Source organism: Aquitalea sp. S1-19 (assembly GCF_024343515.1).
On the sequence record NZ_RJTZ01000371.1, the window covers coordinates 1 to 403 of the forward strand.

Below are 403 nucleotides of genomic sequence, written 5' to 3' on the forward strand. Positions count from 1 at the left end.
GCTTCGGCCAGCACGAGGCCGGCTTTGTCGCGGGGCTGGATGGGCGCACGCACAAGGCGATTGCCGCCTTGCTGCTGGAAAAATCCGACCCGTTGCCCACCAGCGGCTTTTACGTCGCACCCAACCTCGACTATCTGGAGCAGATCGCCGCGGCCACCGGGCAAGACAAGCTGGAGCCAAAGCCTGATGCAATCGACCTCGGAAGAAATCGATACCTTGCTGCAGCGCCAGAACAGCCAGTTGCGCCACCCGAAAAAGCCGCAAAATAGCCGCCGGGGGCCGCCTTCAGGCAATCGCTCGCGTCGCGGCTGATTCAGGCCGGCTATGCTGTCCTTGTCAAACGACAGGGGCAGCACATGAAAAGCCAGCGTACCGAATACGATTTTGCTGGAGCTGTTTACCA

Annotated in this window: 1 pseudogene; it reads left to right on the forward strand. The window is 60.8% G+C overall.

What is annotated here, in order from left to right:
• Nucleotides 1-269 (forward strand): annotated as a pseudogene (locus tag EGI20_RS19110) (hypothetical protein); the annotation flags it as partial.
• Nucleotides 270-403 lie beyond the last annotated feature (134 nt).